Source organism: Bremerella sp. JC817, from assembly GCF_040718835.1.
GTDB lineage: Bacteria > Planctomycetota > Planctomycetia > Pirellulales > Pirellulaceae > Bremerella.
Genome location: NZ_JBFEFG010000153.1, coordinates 1 through 361, shown reverse-complemented (window position 1 = coordinate 361; position 361 = coordinate 1). Strand labels below are relative to the sequence as shown.

The 361-nt window shown below is 63.4% G+C and carries 1 protein-coding gene; it reads left to right on the top strand.

Annotated features, from left to right (window positions below):
* The coding region (locus AB1L30_RS00720) for a DUF481 domain-containing protein (RefSeq protein ID WP_367011430.1) at positions 1-361 on the top strand (361 nt) is incomplete at both ends.

Here is a 361-nt window from a genome sequence, read left to right as displayed (position 1 = left end):
TACGAACCGCGCTACCAGATCAACGAACGCCTGTTCGGGTTCGGCCTAGCCCAGTTCGACCGTAACACGTTCCAGGGCTTCGACGCTCGCTACGCCTTGTCGGGCGGTCTCGGATACAAAGTGATCGACGGCGACAATTTGACGCTCTCCGTAAAGGCCGGCCCGGCCTATCGGCGGACGGAACTCGTCACCGGCGTAGTCGAGGACGAGCTGGCGGCACTGGTCGGCACGGATTTCGACTGGCAGATTGCCGACTGGCTCACGCTGACGCAGGACAGCAACGTGGTCGCCGACTCCCGCGGCAGCGCGACCGTCATCATCGACGGATCGAGCACCACGCTGAACCTGATCACGGCACTGC